This window comes from Erythrobacter sp. JK5, from assembly GCF_018205975.1.
GTDB lineage: Bacteria > Pseudomonadota > Alphaproteobacteria > Sphingomonadales > Sphingomonadaceae > Erythrobacter.
This window is the reverse complement of the sequence record NZ_CP073577.1, coordinates 2,695,121-2,716,672: the sequence shown is the minus strand read 5'-3', so window position 1 is coordinate 2,716,672 and position 21,552 is coordinate 2,695,121. Positions and strand designations below refer to the sequence as shown.

Sequence of the window (21,552 nt, the reverse complement as noted above, 5' to 3'; positions counted from 1 at the left end):
GGCGCCGCTAGCCGATGAATCGCAGCGGGTTGACCGGCTCCCCGGCACGCCGCAATTCGACCGAAATGACCGGATTCTCCCGTGCGGCGACGCCGAGCGGACTGCCGCCGAACACCCGCGTGCCCACCGCCACCTCGCTGCGGGCGAGGCCGGTGACGAGCGAGGTCCAGCCGCCGTCGTGTTCGATGATGACGATCTGTCCGAATCCGCGATACGGTCCGGCGAAGGCGATTCGACCGCTGGCCGGAGCGACGATCTGCGCCCCCGGAGCCGGGGCGAGCGAAAGCCCGGTGCTGCGCAGCCCGCTGGCCCGCATTTCACCGAAACCGGTGAGTGTGCGGCCCTGCACCGGCAGCTGGAAATCGCCAGGAGGCGCCGCACTGGCGGTTTCCCGCGATGCACCGTCGGCCTGATCGCCAGTCACCGATGCCGCTTCCGCGATTGCCGCCCGATCCGCCGGTTTCAGCCCTGCGGGACGCGGAACGGGGCCCGGCAAGGCCGCCAGCTCGCGCCGCAGGCCCGCCGCCGCATCGATCTGCTCGATCAGCCCGTCGAGATCGCGCGCTTCCTCGGCCAGCGCCAGTGCGCGCTCATTTTCGCGCACGGCGGTACCGCGTGCCGCGCGCGATGCCAGCCGTTGCCGGGTTTCCAGCCGGGCCAGTTCGGCTCGGCGCGCCTGCAGGTCGGTCTCGCTCTCGCGCAGCGAGACGAGCGCCAGGCGCGCCTGCCGCTCGAGCCGCCGCCCCTGTTCGAGCTCGCCGCGCAGGGCTGCGGTGCGCTCGCGGATCTGGGGCACGGCACTGGCGAGCACCGCACGGACATAGACGACGTCCTTCAGCGAGCCCGGCTGCAGCGCCGAGAGGGCGAGCGGGCGGCGCGCGGTGGTCTGCAGCGCCCCGGTCAGCCGCACCAGCGGTCTGCGCCGCTCGGACAACCGCGCCGACAGCCGTTCGCGCGCCGACTGCGCCAGCGAATAGCGTGCCTGGGCGGCGACGATATCGGCCTCGGCGCTCTGGATCCGGGCGGCGAGCGCTGCGGCCTCGCGCGCGGTCTTGTCGGCGGCCTCGGTCGCAGCTTCGGCCTGTCGCTCGAAACGCTCGGCACGCGCTTCGGCGCGCTGGCTCTCGCGCGTGGCGCGCTGCAACTCGGCCTGGGCCTGGTCGGGTTCGATCACCGACACATCGCGCTGGGCGATGCTGTCGGAGATGCCGATCGCAACCGGAGCCAGCACCGCCGCTGTGATTGCATAAAGGAAAATCGCGCGATGGTTCACGCCGCTACCCTGCCCGATGATAGGGGTGCCCGGCAAGAATGCTCGTCGCACGATAAAGCTGCTCCATCAGCATCGCGCGGGCCAGCAGGTGCGGCCAGGTCGCCGGGCCGAAGGCAAGCAGCAGGTCGGCGTCGGCGCGCTCCTGCGGCGAATGGCCGTCCGCCGCGCCCAGCACGAAGCGCGCCTCGCGCACGCCATCGTCACGCCACCGCTCCAGCAGTGCGGCAAAATCTTCCGAAGTCAGCGTCCGCCCGCGTTCGTCGAGCAGCACCGTTTTGCACGGGGTTTGCGGATCGGGAGTCTTCCCGCCCGTCTCGGGCAATTCGGTGAGCCTGACCGGCCAGGTCAGCCGCTTTTCGTAGCGGTCGACCAGCGCCGCCTCGGGCGATCGGGCAATCTTTCCGCGGGCGATGACGTGAAGGAGAATCGTGAATAACCCCCATGCTCGGACCTCGACCGGCGCAGCTGGCCGCAGCGGGGCGTGGCCTGCGGAGCGCTCACCCCGGACAGGGTGCGCGAATCTAGGAAGCCGCCGCTTCCCCGCCCTCGAACGACCACATCCGTTCGAGGTTGTAGAAACTGCGCACCTCCGGGCGGAACAGGTGGACCACCACGTCGCCGGCGTCGATCAGCACCCAGTCGGCGGCGGGCAGGCCTTCGACCCGCACCGGTCCGAACCCGGCCTGCTTGACCTTCTCCGCCAGCTTCTGCGCGATCGCTGCGACCTGCCGGGTCGAACGCCCGCTCGCGATCACCATGTGATCGGCGATCGAGCTCTTGCCCTCGAGCGGGATCGAGACGACATCCTGCGCCTGATCGTCGTCGAGCTGGCTCAGCACCAGTTCGTGCAGATCCTCGGCGGTCATCCTAGCAGCCATGATGGCCGCGTTTTCTGTCGCACCAGCCGAAGCCGACGCCGTCTGTGCCTGAGTCATAGGCAAGCAATAGTCTCCGATTTGCGGGGAAGTGTTGCTGGTCAGCAAATAGGGAGCAAGGTGCGCGAGACAAGCGCCTCATGCATCCTCCCTGGCGGTAATCCGACGAAATGTCAGCCGATCGCGCACCGCTGCGTCGTGATAGCGGGAAGCCCAATCGGCGTTGTCACGGCGGATGGCCGTGGCCGATCTCGGGTCCGGATCGAAACGCATGAACACCAGTGCCGGTGCGCTCCTTTGCCCCCGTTTCCGAAAGCTGGCGAGCGGCACTCGATAGCGTCGCAGCCAGGCCATGGCGGGGCTCGTCATGGCTTCCGCGTTATAGCCGGGCCGGGCGATGACCGCAATCGGCATTGTCCGCGCTATGCCGCGCCAATCCTTCCATTGGTGGAACTGGGCAAGGTTGTCTGAGCCCATCAGCCACACGAAATCGCGCTTGGGATAGCGCTGCCTGAGCTGACGCAGCGTATCCACCGTGTAGCGGGTGCCGAGCTGCGCCTCGATCGCGGTCGGGACGATCGGCGCGCGCCGGGATTGGAGCTCTGCGGATCTGAGCCGCGCGGTCAGCGGGGCCATGGTCTTGCCGGATTTCAACGGGTTGCCAGGCGATACCAGCCACCACGCCTCGTCCAGTCCCAGCGCGTCGATCGCGAACCGGGTGATGCGGCGATGCCCCCCGTGCGCGGGATTGAAACTGCCGCCGAGAAGTCCGGTGCGGGTGCCCATCGGCGCGCGGCGTCAGGGCCGCGACTGACCGGTGCCGCGCACCAGCCACTTGTAGGTCGTCAGCCCTTCGAGCGCGACCGGCCCGCGCGCGTGCAGCCGCCCGGTGGCGATCCCGATCTCCGCGCCGAGCCCGAATTCGCCGCCGTCGGCGAATTGCGTCGAGGCGTTGTGCATCACGATCGCGCTGTCGACCCCGGCGAAGAACGCATCCGCGGCAGCGGCGTCTTCGGTGATGATCGCCTCGGTGTGGTCGGACGAATGTCCGGCAATGTGCGCCAGTGCGCCTTCGAGATCGTCGACCATCGCCACCGACAGGATCGCATCGAGATATTCGGTGTCCCAGTCCGCGTCGCTCGCGGCGATCACGCGCGGATCGAGCGCGCAAATCCGGGCGTCGCCGCGCACCTCGCAGCCCGCATCGATCAGCGCGCCGACGATCTCGCCCGCCTGCGCGAACCCGGCATCGATCAGCAGCGTTTCCATCGCCCCGCAAATGCCGGTGCGGCGCAGCTTGGCGTTGAGCGCGATCGCCCTCGCCATTGCAGGATCCGCCGCAGAGTGGATGTAGGTGTGGCACAGCCCGTCGAGATGCGCGAGCACCGGGACCCGGGCATCGGCCTGAACCCGTTCGACCAGTCCGCGCCCGCCGCGCGGCACGATCATGTCGATCGCCCCGTGCGCCTGCAGCATCGCGCCGACCGCCGCGCGATCCTGCGTCGGCATCAGCTGGACGGCAGCCTCGGGCACTCCGCCTTCGACCAGGCCGGCGACCAGCGCGGCGTGGATCGCGCGGTTGGAATGGACCGCCTCGCTGCCCCCGCGCAGCAGCACCGCATTGCCCGCGCGCACGCACAACGCGGCGGTGTCGGCGGTGACGTTGGGGCGGCTTTCGTAGATGATCCCGATCAGCCCGATCGGCACCCGCACCCGGCTGAGCTTGAGGCCGTTGGGCGGTTCGGTCCGGTCGATCACCTGGCCGACCGGATCGGGCAGCGCCGCCACCGCCTCGATTCCGGTCGCGATCCCCTCGATCCGCCCGGCATCGAGCATCAGCCGGTCGAGCATCGCTGCGGTAAGGCCGCGCGCCTCGCCCGCAGCCATGTCGCGCGCGTTCGCCTCGAGCACCGTCGTCGATGCCGCGCGCAGGGTGTTTGCAGCGCGGCGAAGCGCCGCCGCGCGGGCCGCGCTCGACATCGCCGCCAGCCTGCGCTGGGCCGCGCGGCCGGCACCCGCAAGATTCGCGACCAGCGCGATCGGGTCTTCGGCAGAAACGGGGGAATGCAGCGTCATGACCTGCGCATTAGCAGCGATGAAAGGGCCTGTCAGGTGCTCCGAATCGCGGGATTTGTTAACGTTCTCGAAGGGGTCAGAACCGGCGGTTTCCCGCGATTCTCCGGCGATTCCGGGATTCGTTCCGGGGTTGAGAACGTTTCACCGCGATTCCGTATCGACTCGGCGGTTCCGTTAACGCATCGATTCGACGCGCAGGTCGGTGATTGGTAGCGCCTCCCCTCACAAGATAAGAAATGGACGGGGCCGCTTTGTCAGATAAATCCACCAAACGACCGTGGATCGAGCGCGTTCGCGATTGGTTTCCCGATCGCGAATTTTTTATGCGCTCCCAGGGTCAGGTTCGCTTCATCAAGATTTCGTCGAAGATCCAGATGACCGGTGCCGCCTGCGCAGCGGCTCTGTTGCTCGGCTGGGCCGGTTCGATGAGCGTCATGGCCTGGAGCCAGTATCAGGCCGAAGCCGAGCTCGCATCGTTCGAGCAGGACAAGGCCAAGGTTGCCTCGGCCCAGGAACGGATCGATGCCTACGGCAACGATCTCGAGCGCGTGATCGACGAGCTCGACGAACGCCAGAAGTTCCTCGACGCGATGCTGCCGATGCTGCCCGAGGAAATTCGCGACGCCGGCGTAAACGTCACCGATTCGTCCCAGGAAACCACCGAGACCGTCAAGAAAGTCGGCGCGATGGTTCCGCAGGCGCGCGGACTTGCCGAAGTCGAAGCGCGACAGCTGGCCTTTGTCGAGCGCATCACCCGCTTCGCCGACTATCGCGCCCGGAAAGCCGAAGAGGCGATGCGCAAGCTCGACCTCGATCCTCGCGCGATGACGCGCAACGCCAGCGCCGCGATCGGTGGTCCGCTCGAAGTGCTGGCGACCTCGACCAATGGCGATCTCGATCCGCGTTTCGAGCGGCTCGGCCTTAGCCTGGCGCGCATGGCGGCGCTTGAACGTGCACTCGAAGGTATTCCGCAGGTGGTCCCGGCAGGGCAGAACATTTCGTCCGGCTTCGGCTATCGCCGCGATCCGTTCACCGGCGGCGGCGCGATGCACAGCGGGATCGATTTCAAGGGTCCGGTCGGATCGCCGATCTATGCCGCGGCCAAGGGTGTGGTGACCTTTGCCGGCTGGAAATCCGGCTATGGCAAGGTGATCGAAATTCGCCACGGCAACGGCATGATGACCCGCTACGCGCACATGTCGCGTTTCTCGGTCGCGGTCGGCCAGTCGGTCGAGGCCGGCGCGACCATCGGCGGGATCGGCAGCACCGGCCGTTCGACCGGCCCGCACCTGCATTTCGAAGTCCGTATCAACGAACGCCCCGTCAATCCGCGCAAATTCCTGGAGGCCGCCCCCGATGTTCTCAAAGAAGTCCGCGGAGCCGGATCGGCCCGCCCCACCACCACAGCGATCGCAGGGTAAAGCCATGCCAAACGGTTCCAACTCGACATTTTCCGTCATCGGCTCCGACATCAAGATCAAGGGCGACATCACCGCCTCCGCCGATCTGCATGTCGACGGCACCATCGAGGGCGACATCAAGTGCGCCTCGCTCGTCCAGGGCGAATCGAGCCAGATCATGGGCGGCGTCCACGCCGAGAGCGCGCGCTTCTCGGGCCGGGTGAACGGCTCGATCACGGCGCGTGAACTGGTGATCCTGAAGACCGCCGAGATCCAGGGCGACGTGCATTACGACGCGCTGACGATCGAGCAGGGTGCGCAAGTCGACGGGCGCTTCGCTCCGAATGCGCAGCGCAAAGCGGCGACCGCGCCCAACCCCGCCGCACGTCCGGCGGAACAGAAGCCCGAAAACGGTGATCAGGCGCAGCTGAAGATCGCGACCTGATCCGCAGCCGACGAACCGGCAGCGATCACCTCACAGCACTTCGGCGCGCAGCGCCTTGCGATCGAGCTTGCCGATGATCGTTTTCGGCAGTTCTTCGCGGATCACGACCCGGTCAACCCGTTCGTGCTTGCCGACCCGCTCGTTGAGCCAGCCCTTGAGGGCCTCGGCAGCGATATCGGCGCCGTCCTCGAGCGTGACATAGGCGCGCGGGCTTTCGCCGCGATATGCGTCGGGCACGCCGATAACCAGAGCTTCCTTCACCGCCTCGTGCTTGAGGATCGCATCCTCGACCACGCTCGGGAACACCTTGAACCCGCCGACCGCGATCATGTCCTTGATCCGGTCGACGATCGACAGGAACCCGTCCGCATCGATCGCCGCGACATCGCCGGTGCGCAGGTATCGCTTTCCGTCGCGCTCGACAAAGACCTCGGCGGCGGCCTCGGGCCGGTTCCAGTAGCCGCGCATGATCTGCGGTCCGTGGATCGCCAGCTCTCCGGGCTCGCCGTCGGGCGCAAGCCGCGACGGGTCTTCCTTGTCGAGCAGGATCACTTCGGTCCGGGCCAGCACCTGCCCGATCGTCCCGCGCTTGCGGGTCCCGGCATAGGGGTTGACCGAGACGACGCCCGAGCTTTCGGTCAGGCCGTAGCCTTCGACCAGGCGCACGCCGGTCGCTTCCTCGAACCGCTCATGGACCTGCGCCGGCATCGGCGCTCCGCCCGAAATGCAGACCTTGAGCGATGACAGGTCGGTCCTGGCGAGGTCGGGATGGTCAAGCAGCGCCTGAAACATGGTTGGCACCCCAGGGAAACCGGTCGCGCGGTGTTTCTCGATCGTCTCCAGCACCTGCGCCGCGTCGAACCGCGGGACCATCGCGATCGAGGCGCCGCTGGCGACGGCGTGGTTGAGCAGGCTGGTGTTGGCAAAGACATGGAAGAACGGCAGCGCCCCCATGAACACTTCTTCGCGCGGATTGCCGAACGGGTTGATCGCGGCGACCTGCAGCGCGTTGGTCGCGAGCTGGCTGTGGCCGAGCATCGCGCCTTTGGGCCGGCCGGTGGTGCCGCCGGTATATTGCAGCAGCGCGAGGTCCTTGACGGCGTCGAGCTCGACCAGCGGCTGCGCACTGCCTGCCTCCCATGCGGCCCAGTCCCACTCGCCCATCATGCCCGCCCAGTGGCGGATTTCGGGGCCATAGCCGACATCGGCGATCTGGCTGCGCTTGAACAGCTTGAGCGCCGCCCCTTGAACCACGGCAGCATGTCGGCGAGCGTTCCCACCACCAGCCGCTCGAGTTTCGATGTCTTCAGAACCTTTCGTGCGGTGCCAAACAGCTCGGGCACGTCGAGCGTCACCAGCACCCGCGTACCGCTGTCCTCGACCTGCCAGGCCAGCTCCTCGACGGTGTAGAGCGGCGAGAAATTGACCGCGATCGCACCCGCCATCATCGCGCCGTAATAGGCGGAGGCGTAGATCGGGACGTTCGGCAGGAACAGACCCACGCGATCGCCCTTGCCAATCCCCATCTCCGCCAGGCCGGCAGCGAACTGCTGCGCTTCGGTAAAGATCTCGCGGTAGGAATAGGTGCGGCCGAGGAAATGCAGAAACGGCGCATCGGGGTCGTGGCGGACGGTCCGTTCGAACAATTCGGGAAGCGTCAGCTGCTCGAACTCGGTGTCCCACGGGGTCGGGTGATGGTAGGCGTAATTGACATTCATGTAAGTAGCCTTGGACGCTCTGCGTTGGTCGCACAACCGCGACAACCCCGCTCATGCAGGGTTTTTGCAAGTTTTTGCAGGCCCAGTCCAAATCGTGCCGCGCGATGATGCAAACGCACCACACGCGTCGGCGCAGCTCGCCCTATTCGGTGGGCGGTTCCTCGGTCGGCTGTTCTTCGCCGCCTTGTTCTTCGCCGCCCTGTTCCTCGGCAGCGCGCTTCGCCGCCAGCCACGCTTCCGCTTCGGCTTCCTGTGCCGCTTCGGCCGCCGCCTTGACGTTGGCCTCGCGCTCGGCGCGCAATTCCTCGATCAGCTTGTCCTTGTCCGAACGCGTATCGCCGTCGACCGGGGCTTCGGCCTCTTCGGTGATCCCTGCACGCTTGGCCGCCTTGGCGACGACTGCATCAAGCTCGCGCTGCGAGCACAGGCCCAGCGTCACCGGATCCTTGGGCTGGATGTTCTGGATGTTCCAGTGCGTACGCTCGCGGATCGCGCCGATCGTGTTGCGGGTGGTGCCGATCAGCTTGGAAATCTGCGCGTCCGACACTTCGGGATGATTGCGCAGGATCCAGGCAATGCCATCGGGCTTGTCCTGACGCTTCGACACCGGAGTGTAGCGCGGGCCCTTGGTGCGGGTGACCTCGACCGGTGCCTTGTGCATCTTGAGGCTGTATTCGGGGTTTTCTTCGCCGGTCTTGATCTCCCCGAGCGTCAGCTCGCCGGCATGAACCGGATCGCGACCGGTGTATTTGCTGCCCGCCAGATCATCGGCCATGGCCTGCACTTCGAGGATGTGAAGCCCGCAGAATTCGGCGATCTGCTCGAACGACAGACCGGTGTGATCGACCAGCCAAGTGGCGGTCGCATGCGGCATCAGCGGGGTGGGCTGTGTCTTGGACTGGGCCAAGGGTAATCTCCGTTCAAAATAGAAGGGCCGCCCCTTGCGGAGCGGCCGTTGCACCGATCCAGATAGGCGATGAACGCCCGAGGGGCAAGCGAAAGCCGTCCGCGCGCGCCCGTCATTCCATCGGGGTAAACCCGGGCAGCTTCCCGATCCGCGCGATCCAGCCCCGGATGTTCGCGTAATCGTCGAGCCCGAAACCGCCTTCCTCGGCGACATGGGTGTAGGGAAACAGCGCGATGTCGGCGAGCGTCACCCGCTCGCCGCAGAGGAATTCGCGGCCCGCCAGGTGCCCGTCCATCAGCTCGAGCGCAGCGCAGCCCGCCACCCGTTTGGCCATGATCTGCGCGCGCTGCTCGTTCGAAAGGTTGGCCTCCCCCACGAACCGCAGCCAGAAGCGCAGCGTCGCGACATTGGGTTCGTGACTGTACTGTTCGAAGAACATCCAGCGCAACATGTCGGCCTGACCAAAGCGATCCTGCGGCACCAGATCGGTCCCCGCCCCGAGATACCAGCACGCGGCGTTGCTTTCGGGGAGAAACCGCGCTTGTTCTCCCTCGCCGATCTGCAACACCGGGATGCGGCCGTTGGGGTTTACGCGGGCGAGGAATTCGGGCGTGCGCGTTTCGCCCTGCATGATGTCGTACTGCCGGGTTGCCAGCGGCAGGCCGAGCAGCGCCGCGGTCAGCTTGATCTTGTAGCAATTGCCGCTGCGCGGGTCCTCGTGAAGGGTCAGTTCGTCAGCCACCGAACACCTCCAGCACGATCTTGCCAATATGTTCGCCCGCTTCCATCCGCGCGTGGGCGGCGGCGGCCTGATCAAGAGGGAAGGTCCGGTCCATGATCGGCGCGAGCTCTCCGTCGGTGAACAGCGGCCAGGCATTGGCCGCGATCTCGTCTGCCAGTGCGGCCTTGAACGCATCCGATCGCGGGCGCAGGGTCGATCCGGTCAGGGTCAGCCGCCGCATCATGACCATCGGCATGAACAGCTCCGCCTTGGCCCCGCCCAGCACCGCAATGGTGACGTGCCGTCCGTCTTCGGCGAGACATTGCAGGTTGCGCGGTACGTAATCGCCCGAGACCATATCGAGCACCACATCGACGCCCCTGCCGCCGGTGCGCCCCTTTACGGCCCCGACGAAATCCGCGCTGTTGTAATTGATCGCCAGATCGGCTCCGATCTTGCGCGCGGCGGCGCATTTCGCGTCGTCGCCGCAGGTCACGATCACCTCGATGTCGAATGCCTTGGCAAGCATGATCGCCATCGTTCCGATTCCGCTGGTGCCGCCATGGACCAGCAACCGCTCGCCTTCGCGGCCATCCCGCGCTCGAACACGTTGTGCCACACCGTGAACAGCGTTTCGGGCAGCGCCGCCGCATGGTCGAGCCGCATGCTGTCGGGCACCGGCAGGCAGTGTTGCCACGGCGCGGCGCAGAATTGCGCGTAGCCCCCGCCCGGGGTCAGCGCCGCGACCCGGCTGCCGAGCAGCTCGCCCGGCACTGCGCTGCCGACGGCGACGACCTCGCCCGCGACTTCGAGCCCGAGGATCGGCGAGGCGCCCGGCGGCGGCGGGTAGGCCCCGGCGCGCTGGAGGCAGTCGGGGCGATTGACCCCGGCATAGGCGACCTTGATCAGGACATCCTGCGCGCCGGGCGGTGGAACATCGGCCTGTTCCAGCGCGAGAACCTCCGGTGCGCCGGGATCGTCGAAGCCGATCGCATCCATCGTCGCGGGAATTACCCGCTCGGCCATTGCCTGTTCTACCATGTCCGCCCCGTTCTCGCCGCGTTGCGATCCGGGTGTCGCGCATCGGCAACCCCCCGCATCCAGATGGCGCAAATACCGTTGTCGTGGATTGACAGCAACCCGGTCGCCTTGCGAATGTCGCAGCGATGGAAGAGCACGACCTTCCCCGGCCCAAGGGCGACGCAGCGAGCCGGCTCGCGAGGGAGGACCTTTCGCCCTATTCGCGGGACGAGCTCGACGAGCGCGTCGCATTGCTCGAAGCCGAGATTGCCCGAGTGAAAGCGCATCGCGACAAGGCATCCGCGCACCGCGCCGCTGCCGACGCGCTGTTCGGGAAATCCGCGAGGTGACGTCACGGCATTTCCTCAATCCGGATTCGCAATCTTTCGGCTGCGACCCATATAGCCGCTGTACCCCCTCGCGCGCTCGGTTTTTCCGAGCCCCCTTCGCCCCCTCCCAGAGATCGCTTCATGCCTAGCTTCGCCCAGAACCTCGAACGAACCCTCCACAATGCGCTCGGCAACGCGTCCGAACGTCGGCACGAGTATGCAACGCTCGAGCACCTGCTGCTTGCGCTGATCGATGACGAAGACGCCGCGCAGGTGATGGCGGCGTGCGGGGTCGACCTGGCCGAGCTGGGCGAGGTGGTGAAGCAATATCTCGATCAGGAGTATCAGAGTCTCAAGACCGAGGACGACGCCGATCCCCAGCCCACCGCCGGGTTCCAGCGGGTGATCCAGCGCGCCATCCTGCACGTGCAATCTTCCGGCAAGGACACGGTGACCGGCGCGAACGTGCTGGTCGCGCTGTTTTCCGAACGCGATTCGTACGCGGTCTATTTCCTGCAACAGCAGGACATGAGCCGCCTCGACGCGGTGAGCTATATCAGCCACGGCATCGGCAAGGGCGGGCGACAGCTCGAATCGAAAGCGCCGCAGGGCAACGACGAAAGCGGAGAGGCCCCGAACAGACCAAGGAGGGCGGCAACAAGAAGGAAACCGCGCTCGATCAATTCACCGTCAACCTCAATGCCAAGGCGGAAAGCGGGCGGATCGATCCGCTGATCGGTCGCGGGCCCGAAGTCGATCGCACGGTCCAGATCCTGTGCCGCCGCTCGAAGAACAACCCGCTCTATGTCGGCGATCCCGGCGTCGGCAAGACCGCGATCGCCGAAGGGCTCGCGCGCAAGATCGTCGAAGGCGACGTACCCGACGTGCTCAAGGACGCGGTGATCTACTCGCTCGACATGGGCGCGCTGCTGGCGGGTACGCGCTATCGCGGCGATTTCGAAGAGCGGCTGAAACAGGTCGTTTCCGAGCTCGAGGGCATGCCCGATGCGATCCTGTTCATCGACGAGATCCACACGGTGATCGGCGCGGGCGCGACCAGCGGCGGGGCGATGGACGCCTCCAACCTGCTCAAGCCGGCGCTGTCGGGCGGGACGATCCGCTGCATCGGCTCGACCACCTACAAGGAATTCCGCAACCATTTCGAAAAGGACCGCGCGCTGCTGCGGCGGTTCCAGAAGATCGACGTCAACGAACCGACGATCGAGGATACGGTGAAGATTCTCAGGGGCCTGCGCAGCGCCTTCGAGGAGCATCACAACGTCAAGTACACGCCCGACGCGATCAAGACCGCGGTCGAGCTGTCGGCGCGCTACATCAACGACCGCAAGCTGCCCGACAAGGCGATCGACGTGATCGACGAGGTCGGCGCGATGCAGATGCTGGTGCCGCCGAGCCGTCGCAAGAAGAAGATCACCGCCAAGGAGATCGAGCAGGTGATCGCGACGATGGCGCGGATTCCGCCGAAATCGGTCAGCAAGGACGACAAGAAGGCGCTCGAAAATCTCGAACGCGATCTCAAGCATGTCGTGTTCGGGCAGGACGAGGCGATCCACCGTCTGTCAACCGCGATGAAGCTGAGCCGCGCGGGCTTGCGCGATCCGGACAAACCGATCGGCTCGTTCCTGTTCTCCGGCCCGACCGGCGTGGGCAAGACCGAGGTCGCGCGCCAGCTTGCCAGCATCATGGGGATCGATCTCAAGCGGTTCGACATGTCCGAATATATGGAGCGCCATTCGGTCAGCCGCCTGATCGGCGCGCCTCCGGGCTATGTCGGATACGACCAGGGCGGCCTGCTCACCGATGCGATCGACCAGAACCCGCACTGCGTGCTGCTGCTCGACGAGATCGAGAAGGCGCACCCGGACCTGTTCAACATCCTGCTGCAGGTGATGGATAACGGCCGCCTGACCGATCATCACGGCAAGACGGTCGATTTCCGCAACGTCGTGCTGATCATGACGACCAATGCCGGCGCGTCCGACATGGCGCGCAGCGGCATCGGGTTTGGCGACGTGTCCAAGGAAGACGCCGGGACCGAAGCGGTGAACAAGATGTTCACCCCGGAATTCCGCAACCGCCTCGATGCGATCGTGCCGTTCGCCTATCTCGGCAAGAGCACCGTTGCCCGCGTGGTCGACAAGTTCATCCTCGAGCTCGAACTGCAGCTGGCCGAACAGAACGTCCACATCCAGTTCGACAGCGACGCGCGGAGCTGGCTGGCCGACAAGGGCTACGACAAGCTCTACGGCGCGCGCCCGATGAGCCGCCTGATCCAGGAGCGGATCAAGCAGCCGCTCGCCGAAGAGCTGCTGTTCGGCAAGCTGTCCGATGGCGGCGAGGTGCATGTCAGCATCAAGGACGGCAAGCCCGCGTTCGAGCTGACTCCGGCCCCGCCGAAAGCGAAACCCAAGCGCAAGGCTCCGGCGAAGAAGAAGCCCGCCGCGAAGAAGGCGTCGCCGGCCAAGAATGCCGGTCAAAAGGGCGATGCCAAGCCGGAAGCTTCGGACAGCGACAAGGACAGCTGAACCGCTGCGAAATCGAAAGGGGGGCGCGGTTGAGGAAACTCACCCGCGCCCTTTTCGTTGATCCTGTATGACCGCACCCTTTTCCTGGATCCGGCCCGAACCGTGGGGCGTGCACATCGTCCCCGCCGATTGCTGGGTCGATCCCGGACGCGCGGTCGAGCGCGCGCTCGTGACCCACGGCCACGCCGATCATGCGCGCGGCGGGCATGGCGAGACCATCGCCACGCCCGAGACGCTGGCGATCATGGAACTGCGCTATCGTACCGGGGCCGAGGACGACGCGGGCGCAATCCCGCACAGGGCCGTGCCGGTTGAATATGGCGAGACGATCAGGCTCGCGGGCGGGGTCGAGGCGACCTACATCCCCGCCGGCCATGTGCTCGGCTCGGCGCAGATTCTGCTCGAACATGCAGGCGAGCGCGTGGTCATCACCGGCGATTACAAGCGCCGGCCCGATCCCACCTGTGCGCCGTTCGAAGTGACACCGTGCGACATCTTCATCACCGAGGCCACCTTCGGCCTGCCGCTGTTCACGCACCCGCCAATCGCGGACGAGATCGGCAAGCTGCTGACGGCTCTAAACAATCACCCGGACCAGTGTGTCGCCGTCGGCGCCTACGCGCTCGGCAAGGCGCAGCGGGTGATCGCCGAACTGCGCGCGGCGGGTCACGTCGAGCAGATCTACCTCCATGGTGCGATGGAGAAGATGTGCCGGCTCTACGAAGAGCACGGCGTCGACCTGGGCGAACTGCGGCTGGTCAGCGATCACGACAAGGACGACATGCGCGGTCACATCGTCGTCTGCCCGCCCAGCGCGCTCAACGATCGCTGGTCGCGCCGCCTGCCCGATCCGATCACCGCGATGGCGAGCGGCTGGATGCGGGTGCGCCAGCGCGCCCGCCAGCGCAACGTGCAACTGCCGCTGGTAATCTCCGACCACGCCGACTGGAACGAGCTGACCCGCACGATCGACGAGGTCGACCCGGCGGAAACGTGGATCACTCACGGCCGCGAGGAAGCGCTGCTGCGCTGGTGCGAACTCGGCCAGCGCAAAGCGCGCGCGCTGGCATTGGTGGGTCGTGAGGATGAAGACGAGTGAAACGCTTCTCTGCCCTGCTCGACACCCTCGTCTACACCACCAGCCGCAACCGCAAGCTTGCGCTTATCGCCGAGTATTTGCGCGAAACGCCCGATCCCGATCGCGGCTGGGCGCTGGCGGCGCTGACCGGAGAGCTCGATTTTCCGGCGGTGAAAAGCTCGACGATCCGCAACCTGATGAAGGAGCGGGTCGATCCGGTACTGTGGACGCTGAGCCGCGATTTCGTCGGCGACACGGCCGAGACCGCGAGCCTGTTGTGGCCCGGAGGTGAGGTCGACGACGATCCACCGAGCGTTTCGCAGGTGGTCGAACTGCTGTCCGGCCTCACCCGCGCCACCGCGCCGAACGAGCTGCCCAAGCTGCTCGACCGGCTCGACGCCAACGGCCGGTTCGCGCTGATCAAGCTGGCGACCGGCGGCATGCGGATCGGCGTTTCGGCGCGGCTCGCCAAGACCGCCTTCGCGCTGGCCTTCGAGGTTCCGGTCGAGGAGGTCGAGGAATACTGGCACGCGCTCTCCCCGCCCTATGCCGATCTGTTTCACTGGGCCGCCGAAGGCGGCGATCCGCCCGATGTCGCCAACATGCCGCGCTTTCGCCCGTTCATGCTGGCGCATCCGCTCGAGGATACGGTGGTCGACCTCGCCGACTATGCCGCCGAATGGAAGTGGGACGGCATCCGCGTACAGCTGGTGCGCGTGGGCGGAGAGACACGGCTCTATTCGCGATCGGGCGACGATATCTCGGCGACATTCCCGGAATTGCTCGACGTGCTGCCGCTCGATGCGGTGCTCGATGGCGAGTTGCTGGTGCGCGGCTCGGCGCAGGGCGGAGAGGCAGGCGGCGCGGCGAGTTTCAATGCGCTCCAGCAAAGGCTCGGGCGCAAGACGGTGAGCAAGAAAATGCTGGCCGAGTTCCCGGCTTTCGTACGGCTCTACGACGCGCTCATCGTCGAAGGCGAGGACCTGCGCGAGCGCGCATGGACCCTCCGCCGCGACGCGCTCGAAACGCTGATGCCGCGCTTGCCGGACAGCCAATTCGATATCTCCAGCATCGTCGAAGCGCGCGATTTCGACCACCTCGCCGAGATTCGCGAAGGCGCGCGCGACGATGCGATCGAAGGGCTGATGCTCAAGCGCCGCGACAGTGCGTATATCGCCGGGCGCAAGGTCGGGCTGTGGTACAAGTGGAAGCGCGATCCGCTGCTGATCGACGCGGTGCTGATGTATGCGCAGCGCGGCAGCGGCAAACGCTCGAGCTTCTATTCCGACTACACTTTCGGCTGCTGGGACGGCGACCCGGATGCGGGCGCGGAACTGCTGCCGGTGGGCAAGGCCTATTCGGGCTTCACCGACGCGGAACTCAAAAAGCTCGACCGGCTGGTGCGGCAGACGACGCTCAACCGCTTCGGCCCGGTGCGCGAAGTCGAGCGTAGCCTCGTGTTCGAAGTCGCGTTCGACAGCGTCCATTCGTCGAAACGGCACAAGTCGGGCCTCGCCATGCGCTTCCCCCGCATCCACCGCATCCGCTGGGACAAGCCGGTGCACGAAGCCGACCGGATCGAGAGTCTGCGGGCGCTGGTGCGGGATTAGAGATTCGTCATTGCGAGGAGCCTCGAAGAGGCGACGCGGCAATCCATCGACCAGCGCGTCAAGTCGGCGAAAGGTTGGGTGATGGATTGCTTCGCCTGCGGCTCGCCATGACGAGTGCATAGTCGCGCTTGCCTTTTCTCTCCACTCCTTTAGGTTTCAATTTGAAACGGGAGAATCGCGATGTCGATCAAGGAACAAATCGTACCGGTCTGGAGCCAGATGCTGGCTGCGCTCGACGGGCTGCTGGCGAAAGCAGAAGCCGACCCGCAGGGGGATGCGCTGCTGGGCGCGAAGCTGGCCGAAGACATGCATGATCTTTCGGTTCAGGTCCGGTTTCTCTGCAACATGCCCGGCGAAGCGGTCGCGCGGCTGGCCGGCATCGCGTTCACTTCGACCGAAGAGAACCCCGGCACTCTCGCCGAAGCGCGCGAATGGATCGCGACGAGGCGAAAGGCCATCGAGGAGTGGAGCAAGCTCGATTTTGTCGCGGACGACGCCGCGATCGAACTGGTCCTGCCCAATGGCATGACGTTTGATCTCAATGCGCAGGAATACGTCCGCGACTGGGCGCTGGCGCAGTTCTATTTCCACCTCACCACCGCCTATGCGATCCTGCGAAAGGAAGGGCTGGCAATCGGCAAGATCGACTTCGTGCCCTACATGCTGCGCTACATGCGCCAGCCCGCGACCGCCTGACGCGCTTTCCTACACGCCGGCCGCGCGCCATAATCCGCGCGGCTCTTTGAAAATCGCATCCCCGACCGTGTTTCGGGTTGGAGAAGTGTCAACTTCGCTTTTTCGGCTCAAACCATTAGCGGAAAAGGAATATGCGCGCGCAATCGTGCCTGACACAGTGTCAGGTGTGTCAACTTTGCGCGGCGCTCACTTCAACCCGCATTCGAACACGGCGAGCGCGTGATGCCTGGCGTTCTCCGCATAATGCGCGACCCCCATCCGCATTCCCGCGATCGCCGCATCGGACAGTTCCTTCATCGGTTTGGCGGGTCGACCGGCCCATAGCATGCGGTCTTCCATCACCTTGCCTTCGGTCAGCATCGCGCCCGCCGCCAGCATCGCGTCCGAACCGATTACCGACTTGTTCATCGCGATCGCGCCCAGACCGACGAACCCGCGATCGCGGATCGTGCAGCCATGCACCATCGCCATGTGGCCGATCAGCACGTCGTCGCCGATCACCAGCGGCGACCCGTCGGGATCACCCGGACGCGGCGGATCGCAATGCAGCACGCTGCCATCCTGGACATTGGTGCGCTCCCCGATCGTGATCGAGGACACGTCGGCGCGCAGCACGCAATTGTACCAGATCGAGCTGCCCGCCCCGATCTCGACATCGCCGATGATCGTGCAGCCGGGCGCGACGAAGGCGGTGTCGTGGATGCGCGGGGTTTTGCCGTGGATCGGGATAATGTTCACGCCGGGGCGGTACATGTGCGCTCCTCCCATTGAGCCTTGGTGATCGAATACTGGATGGTCGGATTGTCCTTGTCCGGAAAAGCCGGATCGACGAAGTCGAGATCCTTCCGGCGGACCATGCCGAGCTTTTCCATCAACCGCCAGCTTCCGGTGTTGGTCTCGCAGGTGAGCGCCACCAGGTGCGGCGCTCCGACCCGGCCGAAGCCCCACTCGATCACCGCTTCCATCGCCTCGAAAGCGTAGCCGCGTCGCCAGCGGTCCTCGCGCACCAGCCAGCCGATCTCGTGATCGCCGCCATTGGGGGCGAGCGGATTGTCGACCCGCTTGATCCCGCAATGACCGACCAGCTCGCCGCCGGGAAGACCGTTATGGGCTTTCTCGATCATCATCATGAAACCGAAGCCCTCGCGCGCAAAGCTGGCCATCGCCCGGGCGTGCTTGGCCTCGATCTCGTGCAATTCCTTCACTCCGCCAAGGTGGCGCATGACCGCTGGCGTGTTGAGTATCCTGAATTGCAACGCGGCATCGTCTTCGTCGATCTTTCGCAACACGAGCCGCTCGGTTTCGAGCACGAGATCACCCATGCCGCGCCTGCCATTGCCGGCGGGTGATCGCATGCACGATGGTGTCGCGCTCGGTGCCGGACCAGTGCGTCTGGCCGAAATCGAGGTCGCGGCGGCGCTCCATGCCCAGCCGCAGCATCAGCCCCCAGCTCGCGGTGTTCTTCTCGACCGTCAGGGCAATGATCTCGTCGGCATCGAAGCGCGTGAAACCCAGGTCGAGGGTCGCTTCGGCGGCTTCCTTTGCATAGCCCTTGCCCCATGCATCTTCGCGCAGCCGCCAGCCCGCTTCCATCATGCCCAGCGGGCCGGCTTCCTCGGTGCAGCGCTTGAGCCCGCAAAAGCCCAGCACCGCGCCGTCGGCTTTGCGCTCGACCACCCAGAACGTGTGGCCAAACTGCGCGCGATAGCCCTCCATGCGGATGCGGCTTTTCGCCATGGCCTCGTCGTCCATCACTCCGCCAAGCCACCGCATGACAGTGGGCGTGTTGGTGCCCCCCAGAACGGCGCCCAATCCGCCTCGCGCCAGTCGCGCAGGATCAGTCGTTCGGTTTCCGTCCGGAAGTCAGCCATCGAGCAGGCGCGCGGCAACCGGCGCGTGATAGGTCAGCACGCCGTTGCACCCGGCGCGCTTGAACGCGATCAGCTTTTCCATCAGCAACGCATCGCGGTCGCCCGCGCCGGCTGCCTGCGCGGCCTCGATCATCGCGTATTCGCCGCTCACCTGGTACGCGAAGACGGGGACGCCGAACGCCTGCTTCACCCGGTAGATGATGTCGAGATATGCGAGCCCGGGCTTGACCATGACGCTGTCGGCTCCTTCCGCAATGTCGAGTTCGACTTCGCGCAGGGCCTCGTCGCCGTTGGCCGGGTCCATCTGGTAGGTCTTCTTGTCGCCCTTCAGCAGCCCGCCCGAGCCCACGGCATCGCGAAACGGTCCGTAGAACGCGCTCGCATACTTCGCGGCATAGCTCATGATCTGGACGTTGGGGTGATTGCCCATCTCCAGCGCCATCCGGATCGCGTGGATGCGGCCGTCCATCATGTCCGACGGGGCGATGATGTCGGCCCCGGCCTCGGCCTGGTTGATCGCCTGGTCGACCAATGCCGCGACGGTTTCGTCGTTGGTGACGTAGCCACTGGCATCGAGCAGCCCGTCCTGCCCGTGGCTGGTGTAGGGATCGAGCGCGACATCGGTCAGCACGCCGATATCGTTGCCGCAGGCGTCCTTGATCGCCCGAATCGCGCGGCACATAAGATTGTCGGGATTGTGCGCCTCGGCGCCGTCGTCGGAGCGCCGGCCTGCGGGCGTGTTGGGGAACAGCGCCACGACCGGAATGCCGAGATCCACCGCTTCCCTTGCCCGCGCCACGATCCCGTCGACCGACCAGCGCGAGACGCCCGGCAGGGTGGCGATCGGCTCTTCCACGCCGTCACCCTCGGTGACGAACAACGGCCAGATCAGGTCCGCAGGAGTCAACACAGTTTCGCGGTGGAGCGCGCGGCTCCAGCCGTGTGCGCGGGTGCGGCGCAGGCGGGTGTTGGGATAGCTGCCAGTCATGGCGCGGTGTGTTGCCGCAATTTCAAAGGTCGCGCAATCGCACCTGTGACCGGGCGTCAGCGGAGCGCCTGACGGCTGTCGATCTTCTCGATCTCGCGCTCCGGCTCATCTTTCTCGGATTGCAACACCTCGAGATCCTCGAGCGCCGCGCCCGGTTCGATCTCGCGCAGCCGAATCAATTGCTGGCGGAAATCGAGCAGTTCGGTGCCTTCGAGCTGGGAGCGGGTGACGAACGAAACGCTGGCCGGATTGACCGATTGCCCGTTGCGATACATTTCGTAGTGCAGGTGCGGCCCGGTCGAAAGCCCGGTCGATCCGACATAGCCGATCACCTGGCCGCGCCGCACGCTCTGCCCGCTGCTCACTGCCATCCGGCTCATGTGGCAATAGCGGGTCTGAAGCCCGTTGCCGTGCGAGAGTTTGACCGCGATTCCGCAGCCGCCCGCGCGACCGGCCGATACGACCTGACCGTCGGTCACCGCCACGATCGGGGTGCCGCGCCCGGCGCGGAAATCGAGCCCAGCGTGCATCCTGCGGTAGCCCAGGATCGGGTGGCGCCGCATGCCGTAGCGCGACGATATCGCGCCGGGTACCGGAGCCAGCAGGCCGCGGCGCTGCTCGCCCACGCCGGAAGCTTCGAAAAAGCGGCCCTCGCTGCCCCAGCGCATCAGCTGGGTCCGCGGCTTGCCCCCCCGGTCGATCCCGGCAAACAGCAGCTGCCCGGCCTGGCGTTCCCCGGTGGCCGCGCGGCGATAGGCGATGACGATATCGAATTCGTCGGTCGAGCGCACTTCGCGATCGAGATCGAGATGTTCGTCGACCGTGCGCAGGTAATCCTGGACCGCGCTGGCGGGAACCCCGGCGGCGCGCATCGAGCGGTAGAGGCTCGATCCGACCGGGCCACGCAGGCGCAACGGGGTGTCGTCGACGCGAATGACCTTGCGCTCGAGCGTGAGCGGCCCTTCGCCATTTTCGCCGGGACGCTTGACCTGGAGTTCAAGATCGAACCGGGCTCGGAACGCAAGTGCATCGAGCGGGCGCGGCGCGCCTGGGCCGGGGCGCCGGCCGAGCGTGATGTCCATCTGCGTGCCGGGCATGATTTCGGACAGCGACATCGCTTCGCCGATCAGCGCGCTGACCCGGCCGATGTCGCCGCCTGCCACGCCGGCGCGGCGCAACATGGCTGCGAAACTGTCGCCGTCGGCAAGCGTCGCGACCAGCTCGATCTGCGGGCGTTCGGGGGCGCTGGCGAGCGGTTTGACCTGCGCTGTCGGACCCATTCGCCGCCCGCTATCGGCGCCGAGCGCCAGCGGCATGATCATCTGGCTGCGAAACTCGTCGCGGATTTCCTCGCCCTGCGGCATGGCCGGGCGCGCTTCGAGCGGCGTCCAGCTGGGCCAGAACGCCAACGCAGCTGCGCCGAGGCCCAGCATCGTCCCGAGCCCGCGAAACCAGCGGCGGCTGCCGATGTTTTCGGCAAGGTCGGGAGCGAGGTCGAGCCGGTCGAACCACGTTCCGACCGAAAGCTTCCACTCGTCGTAGCGATCGCTGAAACCGCGCACCCGCGCGAGGGCCTGGCGCTTGTAGACCTGCGGCCTGGTGGGCGGCGCATGCCGTGCCGCATTGCGGAAATAGGGGGCGAGCGAGGTGGAAGACACGGAATCGTCCGTGCCGTCCTGGTCCCGCTTCGTTTCGCTTGTTTTATCCAATCCGCTTCCCCGCACGTGCCGCCCCTGCGCGCACAAGTCCTTCGTCCGGCTATTTTCGGCCTTCCGCTCTGCCCGATCAAGGTAAACTTGCCGTTAACCAAGCGACCAGACGAGTCCAGCGCGCGATAGGGTGTTTTGCGTCGGTCCGGCAAGCGTCCAGTGCCGGTCGCGCCATTGCCTCTGTCGGGCAAGTTTGACACAAGCGCGCCGGTGAACACCGCTTCTTCCGACAGCACCGTGCGAGCCGTTCTGGGCCCGACCAATACCGGCAAGACCCATCTCGCGATCGA

At 66.1% G+C, this 21,552-nt stretch carries 18 protein-coding genes and 3 pseudogenes; 7 read left to right on the top strand and 14 right to left on the bottom strand.

Annotated elements, in window-relative coordinates; genetic code table 11:
* Nucleotides 1-7 precede the first annotated feature (7 nt).
* From KDC96_RS13205 to KDC96_RS13185, 5 genes are all read right to left on the bottom strand, one after another.
* Nucleotides 8-1,309: a murein hydrolase activator EnvC gene (locus KDC96_RS13205; protein WP_249171800.1), complete on the bottom strand. Its 1,302-nt coding sequence runs from the start codon at nt 1,307-1,309 to the stop codon at nt 8-10.
* Nucleotides 1,278-1,700 carry a 23S rRNA (pseudouridine(1915)-N(3))-methyltransferase RlmH gene (locus KDC96_RS13200; RefSeq protein WP_212452703.1) on the bottom strand — a complete coding sequence of 141 codons (423 nt, stop codon included), beginning with the start codon at nt 1,698-1,700 and terminating at the stop codon, nt 1,278-1,280. The genes KDC96_RS13205 and KDC96_RS13200 overlap by 32 nt, the downstream gene beginning before the upstream one ends.
* A gap of 94 nt (nt 1,701-1,794) precedes the next feature.
* A complete protein-coding gene (gene rsfS, locus KDC96_RS13195) occupies nt 1,795-2,208 on the bottom strand; it encodes a ribosome silencing factor (RefSeq protein ID WP_212448859.1) in 414 nt (137 codons plus the stop codon).
* Between the two features lie 78 nt (nt 2,209-2,286).
* On the bottom strand, nt 2,287-2,934 hold the full coding sequence (locus KDC96_RS13190; protein WP_212448858.1) for a nicotinate-nucleotide adenylyltransferase: 648 nt from the start codon (nt 2,932-2,934) through the stop codon (nt 2,287-2,289).
* A gap of 12 nt (nt 2,935-2,946) precedes the next feature.
* On the bottom strand, nt 2,947-4,224 hold the full coding sequence (locus KDC96_RS13185) for a glutamate-5-semialdehyde dehydrogenase (protein WP_212448857.1): 1,278 nt from the start codon (nt 4,222-4,224) through the stop codon (nt 2,947-2,949).
* A gap of 323 nt (nt 4,225-4,547) precedes the next feature.
* On the opposite strand from KDC96_RS13185, the gene KDC96_RS13180 reads away from it, so the two are divergent.
* Both KDC96_RS13180 and KDC96_RS13175 read left to right on the top strand, forming a co-directional pair.
* On the top strand, nt 4,548-5,645 hold the full coding sequence (locus tag KDC96_RS13180) for a peptidoglycan DD-metalloendopeptidase family protein (protein ID WP_212448856.1): 1,098 nt from the start codon (nt 4,548-4,550) through the stop codon (nt 5,643-5,645).
* 4 nt (nt 5,646-5,649) lie between these two features.
* Nucleotides 5,650-6,069 carry a polymer-forming cytoskeletal protein gene (locus KDC96_RS13175; protein WP_212448855.1) on the top strand — a complete coding sequence of 140 codons (420 nt, stop codon included), beginning with the start codon at nt 5,650-5,652 and terminating at the stop codon, nt 6,067-6,069.
* A 30-nt stretch (nt 6,070-6,099) separates the two neighbouring features.
* Here KDC96_RS13175 and KDC96_RS13170 read toward each other — a convergent pair.
* The 4 genes and pseudogenes from KDC96_RS13170 to KDC96_RS13155 form a co-directional block, all read right to left on the bottom strand.
* A pseudogene (locus KDC96_RS13170) lies at nt 6,100-7,787 on the bottom strand (long-chain fatty acid--CoA ligase).
* A 142-nt stretch (nt 7,788-7,929) separates the two neighbouring features.
* Nucleotides 7,930-8,661, bottom strand: coding sequence for a DUF1013 domain-containing protein (locus KDC96_RS13165; protein ID WP_212452701.1), 732 nt, complete (start codon nt 8,659-8,661; stop codon nt 7,930-7,932).
* Between the two features lie 145 nt (nt 8,662-8,806).
* Nucleotides 8,807-9,436, bottom strand: coding sequence for a glutathione S-transferase family protein (locus KDC96_RS13160; protein WP_212448854.1), 630 nt, complete (start codon nt 9,434-9,436; stop codon nt 8,807-8,809).
* Nucleotides 9,429-10,414 (bottom strand): annotated as a pseudogene (locus tag KDC96_RS13155) (NAD(P)H-quinone oxidoreductase). Before KDC96_RS13155 ends, KDC96_RS13160 begins: the two are co-directional and overlap by 8 nt.
* Before the next feature lie 167 nt (nt 10,415-10,581).
* On the opposite strand from KDC96_RS13155, the gene KDC96_RS13150 reads away from it, so the two are divergent.
* From KDC96_RS13150 to KDC96_RS13130, 5 genes and pseudogenes are all read left to right on the top strand, one after another.
* Nucleotides 10,582-10,785 carry a DUF1192 domain-containing protein gene (locus KDC96_RS13150; RefSeq protein ID WP_212448853.1) on the top strand — a complete coding sequence of 68 codons (204 nt, stop codon included), beginning with the start codon at nt 10,582-10,584 and terminating at the stop codon, nt 10,783-10,785.
* Between the two features lie 120 nt (nt 10,786-10,905).
* Nucleotides 10,906-13,310: pseudogene (gene clpA / locus KDC96_RS13145) on the top strand (ATP-dependent Clp protease ATP-binding subunit ClpA).
* Nucleotides 13,311-13,377: 67 nt separating this feature from the next.
* Nucleotides 13,378-14,409 (top strand): ligase-associated DNA damage response exonuclease, encoded by a 1,032-nt coding sequence (locus KDC96_RS13140; protein WP_212448852.1) that lies wholly within the window; start codon nt 13,378-13,380, stop codon nt 14,407-14,409.
* Entirely contained in the window at nt 14,406-15,998 is a 1,593-nt protein-coding gene (locus tag KDC96_RS13135) for a cisplatin damage response ATP-dependent DNA ligase (protein ID WP_212448851.1), read from the top strand. Before KDC96_RS13140 ends, KDC96_RS13135 begins: the two co-directional genes overlap by 4 nt.
* Nucleotides 15,999-16,178: 180 nt before the next feature.
* Nucleotides 16,179-16,694, top strand: a complete 516-nt coding sequence (locus KDC96_RS13130) for a DUF1993 domain-containing protein (RefSeq protein ID WP_212448850.1) — start codon at nt 16,179-16,181, stop codon at nt 16,692-16,694.
* Between the two features lie 186 nt (nt 16,695-16,880).
* Here KDC96_RS13130 and KDC96_RS13125 read toward each other — a convergent pair whose 3' ends face one another.
* The 5 genes from KDC96_RS13125 to KDC96_RS13105 form a co-directional block, all read right to left on the bottom strand.
* Complete coding sequence (locus KDC96_RS13125; protein WP_212448849.1) at nt 16,881-17,447, bottom strand: gamma carbonic anhydrase family protein; 567 nt, start codon at nt 17,445-17,447, stop codon at nt 16,881-16,883.
* Nucleotides 17,429-18,049, bottom strand: coding sequence for a GNAT family N-acetyltransferase (locus tag KDC96_RS13120; protein WP_249171799.1), 621 nt, complete (start codon nt 18,047-18,049; stop codon nt 17,429-17,431). Before KDC96_RS13120 ends, KDC96_RS13125 begins: the two co-directional genes overlap by 19 nt.
* Nucleotides 18,009-18,467 (bottom strand): GNAT family N-acetyltransferase, encoded by a 459-nt coding sequence (locus KDC96_RS13115; RefSeq protein WP_371815490.1) that lies wholly within the window; start codon nt 18,465-18,467, stop codon nt 18,009-18,011. Before KDC96_RS13115 ends, KDC96_RS13120 begins: the two co-directional genes overlap by 41 nt.
* Before the next feature lie 90 nt (nt 18,468-18,557).
* Nucleotides 18,558-19,553, bottom strand: coding sequence for a porphobilinogen synthase (hemB, locus tag KDC96_RS13110; protein ID WP_212448848.1), 996 nt, complete (start codon nt 19,551-19,553; stop codon nt 18,558-18,560).
* Nucleotides 19,554-19,609: 56 nt separating this feature from the next.
* Nucleotides 19,610-21,211, bottom strand: coding sequence for a M23 family metallopeptidase (locus tag KDC96_RS13105; RefSeq protein ID WP_249171798.1), 1,602 nt, complete (start codon nt 21,209-21,211; stop codon nt 19,610-19,612).
* Nucleotides 21,212-21,552 lie beyond the last annotated feature (341 nt).

Coding starts and splice junctions, on each gene's coding strand:
- rsfS (WP_212448859.1), bottom strand. CDS start 2,208: ATGACTCAGGCACAGACGGCGTCGGCTTCGGCTGGTGCGACAGAAAAC.
- KDC96_RS13190 (WP_212448858.1), bottom strand. CDS start 2,934: ATGGGCACCCGCACCGGACTTCTCGGCGGCAGTTTCAATCCCGCGCAC.
- KDC96_RS13185 (WP_212448857.1), bottom strand. CDS start 4,224: ATGACGCTGCATTCCCCCGTTTCTGCCGAAGACCCGATCGCGCTGGTC.
- KDC96_RS13180 (WP_212448856.1), top strand. CDS start 4,548: ATGCGCTCCCAGGGTCAGGTTCGCTTCATCAAGATTTCGTCGAAGATC.
- KDC96_RS13175 (WP_212448855.1), top strand. CDS start 5,650: ATGCCAAACGGTTCCAACTCGACATTTTCCGTCATCGGCTCCGACATC.
- KDC96_RS13165 (WP_212452701.1), bottom strand. CDS start 8,661: ATGCCGCATGCGACCGCCACTTGGCTGGTCGATCACACCGGTCTGTCG.
- KDC96_RS13150 (WP_212448853.1), top strand. CDS start 10,582: ATGGAAGAGCACGACCTTCCCCGGCCCAAGGGCGACGCAGCGAGCCGG.
- KDC96_RS13140 (WP_212448852.1), top strand. CDS start 13,378: ATGACCGCACCCTTTTCCTGGATCCGGCCCGAACCGTGGGGCGTGCAC.
- KDC96_RS13130 (WP_212448850.1), top strand. CDS start 16,179: ATGTCGATCAAGGAACAAATCGTACCGGTCTGGAGCCAGATGCTGGCT.
- KDC96_RS13125 (WP_212448849.1), bottom strand. CDS start 17,447: ATGTACCGCCCCGGCGTGAACATTATCCCGATCCACGGCAAAACCCCG.
- KDC96_RS13120 (WP_249171799.1), bottom strand. CDS start 18,049: ATGCGATCACCCGCCGGCAATGGCAGGCGCGGCATGGGTGATCTCGTG.
- KDC96_RS13115 (WP_371815490.1), bottom strand. CDS start 18,467: ATGCGGTGGCTTGGCGGAGTGATGGACGACGAGGCCATGGCGAAAAGC.
- hemB (WP_212448848.1), bottom strand. CDS start 19,553: ATGACTGGCAGCTATCCCAACACCCGCCTGCGCCGCACCCGCGCACAC.